The organism is Pseudomonas sp. K5002 (genome assembly GCF_013386655.1).
GTDB lineage: Bacteria > Pseudomonadota > Gammaproteobacteria > Pseudomonadales > Pseudomonadaceae > Aquipseudomonas.
In genome coordinates this window covers 1-3,682 of sequence record NZ_JACARK010000917.1, presented here as the reverse complement: position 1 = coordinate 3,682, position 3,682 = coordinate 1, and the positions used below count along the sequence as shown (strand labels likewise).

4 protein-coding genes are annotated in these 3,682 nt (G+C 62.1%); 3 read left to right on the top strand and 1 reads right to left on the bottom strand.

Going from position 1 to position 3,682, the window contains the following annotated elements; translation table 11 throughout:
- Positions 1–756: acyl-CoA dehydrogenase family protein (locus HX846_RS30970; protein WP_178966852.1), on the bottom strand; the 756-nt coding region annotated here is incomplete at its 3' end.
- Positions 757–967: 211 nt separating this feature from the next.
- On the opposite strand from HX846_RS30970, the gene HX846_RS30965 reads away from it, so the two are divergent.
- From HX846_RS30965 to HX846_RS30955, 3 genes are all read left to right on the top strand, one after another.
- Positions 968–2,092 carry a sensor histidine kinase gene (locus HX846_RS30965; protein ID WP_177036947.1) on the top strand — a complete coding sequence of 375 codons (1,125 nt, stop codon included), beginning with the start codon at positions 968–970 and terminating at the stop codon, positions 2,090–2,092.
- 249 nt (positions 2,093–2,341) lie between these two features.
- The gene (locus HX846_RS30960) at positions 2,342–3,490 is read left to right on the top strand and encodes an amine dehydrogenase large subunit (RefSeq protein ID WP_008431064.1); all 1,149 of its coding nucleotides are present in this window, start codon (positions 2,342–2,344) and stop codon (positions 3,488–3,490) included.
- 12 nt (positions 3,491–3,502) lie between these two features.
- Positions 3,503–3,682: MauE/DoxX family redox-associated membrane protein (locus HX846_RS30955; RefSeq protein ID WP_306173174.1), on the top strand; the 180-nt coding region annotated here is incomplete at its 3' end.

The following is a 3,682-nucleotide window of genomic DNA, read 5'->3' as shown; positions in this document are numbered from 1 at the left end:
GCTGGCCATGGCGCTGATTTCATCGAGGGCCGCGCGGGCCAGGCCGAGGTTGACCACCGCCAGCACCTGGGCGGCGTAGGCAATCGAGGGATAACGAAACAGCGGCTCGTCGATGGTGGCGGCGCCGCCACGGATGAAGGTCCAGCGCTCGTCGATGTATTGGTCGGTAACTCGCAGGTCATGGCTGCCGGTGCCCTTGAGGCCGACCACGTCCCAGTTTTCGATGATTTCAACCTGGCCGGGCTTGAACACGGCAGTGCGTGGCTTGCCGCCCGCCGCACCGATGCCCACGCCCAGCAGGTCGGCGCCTTTGCAGCCGCTGGCAAACTTCCAGGTGCCGTTGACCTGCCAGCCGCCCTCGACGGTTTCCGCCGGCTGCAGCGGGAACAGGCCACCGGCAAACACCAGGTCGGGGCTGTCGGCGTACAGTTCGGCGAGGGTTTCCTGGGGCAAGGCCGCAAGATACACCCCGGCGCTGCCGAAGCTGGCAACCCAGCCGGCAGAGCCATCGGCTTCGGATATGCGCTCGATCATCTGCAAGAACGTTGCGGGGGCCAGGGCATCGCCGCCGAAACAACGGGGCGTGGCCGCCCGGTAGATGCCCACCTGCTTGAAGCGTTCGATCATGTCCCGTGGCACGTGGGAGCCGGCGTCGAACTCGTCGCGGCGCTGGCGCACTTCATCGAGCACCTGCTGGAACAGCGCGGGCTGCACGTCGGGTAAAGCGTCTGGTTGCACGAGGGCCGAACGCAGCATGGGCTTTCTCCGTTGTAGTTGTTATGGACGCCGTGTCGGGCGTTGATAGGTCCAGTGTAAAAAGCCCGACCACCGTCAACTATTGGGGCGTGCAGCCCACCGGCTAAAGAAATCCCCTAGTGCGCCCCCGATTACTTCTGAGCGTGCCCCCGGATGCAAACCGGTATAACTTGCCACCGTAGTCGTCCCCTCCACCGCCAAGGGCTACGCGATGTACCTACCCAATAACAATGATTTCCACACCCTGATCGAAGCCATGCCGATCTGCACCATCCTTCACGATGCGCAGAGCAAGGACATCCTCTGGGCCAACACCGCGGCGCTGTCGGCGCTGGGGTTTACCCTGGAAGAACTGATCCCGCTCAAGGCCCCGGACATGACCCGGGACGCACCGAAGTACAAGCGCTCCATCGGCCTGCGTTGGCTCGAGCGAGCGGCCCGCAGTGGCCAGCGCACCATCGAGTGGTGTTATCGCTCCAAGGCCGGGGTGGAGATTCTTTCGGAAGCGGTCGCGACGCTGGTGCACCTGGACGGGCGCGACGTGCTGATGGTGCAGTTCCGGGATATTTCCCGGGAAGACAAGGTGAAGCGGGACCTGATCCGCGCCGAGGAAGCCCGGCGTGTCAGTGAACAGCAGCTTGAATACCTGGCCCGATACAACGCCATGGGCGAGATGGCGGTGGCGATTGCTCATGAGTTGAGCCAGCCACTGGCGGCCACGCGCAACTTTATCGAGGGGGTTTTGATTCGTCTGGGCGATACCCACAGTGCCGACCAGGGGGTGAACTGGGGGCTGCAAAGTGCCGTGCGGCAGGTCGAGCATGCGTCAACGATCATCAAGAGTGTGCGTGATTATGTGGTCAAGCTGGAGCAGAGCGCGGAGTGGGTGGACCTCAATGAGTTGCTGCAGGAAACCCGATATTTCATCAGCCTGCGGGCCGAGCCGAGTCAGGTGCGGCTGGAGATCGTCCCGAGCGCGCAACCGCTGATGGTGCAGTGCGAGAGGGTGCTGATTGGGCAGGTGATTCTGAACCTGGCGTTCAATGCCATTGAAGAGATGAGTGAGCTGCCCGTGGAGCGTCGGGTGCTGCGGTTGCATGCCTGCCGGGATGGAAACGTGGCGCGGTTGAGTGTCGAGGATTGTGGGCGCGGGATTCAGGCCGTGGCGCGGGAGAAAATCTTTGACGGGTTCTTTTCGTCGAAGGTGGGTGGTAACGGGATTGGGCTGGCGTTGTGCAAGAACATCATTGGTCGGCATCAGGGGGATATCTGGGCGCAGAATCTGGAGCCGTGTGGGGCGGTGTTCAGTTTTTCGTTGCCTTTGGTGGGGTCGTGAGATTGGGGCATTTGCGAAGCGGCTTTTCTGTAGGAGCTGTTCAAAAGTGAGCCGCTGCAAGAGCGGAACCCATTTCAGCCATAACAAAAATAACCGATATACCCCCCTCCCCAAACCATTGGCACAGACACACAACCACTTGGCAGACACAACAATTCTTGCAATCGCCCCACAAGGCAGAATCCACTTGCAAGAATCTGCCAAAGCACCCGCGATTAGCAAAACACAATAATTCAGGGAGTGCCCCTAATGCGAAGCAACAGGATCAACGTACAGTCAGCGCTGGGTCTGGGCCTGCTTGTACTCGGCTTGAACAGCGCCCGGGCGGATTTACCGCCAGACACCATCGGCCAGACCACCCTGGCCTTTCCACCGGAAGCCCACCGCGCATTCGTGGTAGACGTCGAATTCGAAAGCTTCGTGGTCGGCCGCGTCACCGTGGTAGATCCCGACAAGAAGCGCGTCCTCGGCATGGTCCCCACCGGCTTCGCCGCGCCCTCGGCCCTGAGCCACGACCAGAAGACCCTGTACAGCGCCGACATCTACTATTCCCGCGGCACCCGGGGCGATCGCACCGATGTGCTCACCGCCTGGGACAGCTCCAGCCTGTCGCCCGCCTGGGAAGTGCTGATCCCGAACAAACGCGCCGAATCCCTGACCCAGCGCTATGGGCTGAAGACCAGCGGCGATGACCGCTTCGTCTACGTCTACAACTTCACACCCTCCACCTCGGTGACCGTGGTCGACACCCAGTCCCGCTCCGTCACCGCCGAAATCGCAATCCCGGGCTGCGTACTCAATTACCCGGTCGGCACTCGCCGCTTCGCCTCCCTGTGCGGTGACGGCAGCCTGCAAGTGGTGACGCTGAACGAGCAGGGCCAGGAAACCTCGCGCAACCGTACGCACTTCTTCGACCCCAACGCCGAGAAGCTCAACGAACGCGCGGTGAACGTGGGCGACACCTACTACTTCACCACCACCACCGGCACCATCCGCCCGGTAGATTTCTCCGGCGATGAGCCGAAAATCCTGCCGTCCTGGTCACTCACCACCGACGCGGAAAAGAAAACCGGCTGGGCCCCGGGTGGCTGGCAGTTGATGGCCGTGGCACCGAAACTCAACCGCATGTACGTGCTGATGCACGACAACCACGAGCCGATGAAGTGGGAAGACCCGAGCACCATCATCTGGGCCTACGACCTCAAGACCATGAAGAAGATAGCCACCCTGGAAGCCCCGACCCCGGTCTGGAGCATGCAGGCCACCGGCGACGACAAGCCCCTGTTGCTGGGCGCCGACGTCGAAGGCGGCTTGCAGATCTTCGACCTCAAGACCAACAAACTCACCGGTAGCATGGCCAAGGTAGCGAAGACCGCAACCCAGATCATGAGCTACTAAAGAGGTTCGGCCATGCATATCGACCCGATCTTCATCATTGCCAGCGCCCTCGCCATCGCGGTGTTGCTGGCCAGTGCCGCGACCCACAAGTTGCGCGCACCGGCACGCTTCGCCCGGCAACTGGCCGATTACCAGTTGCTGCCAGAGGCAGTGACTCGCCCCGCCGCCCGGGTAATCCCGGTGGTGGAGCTG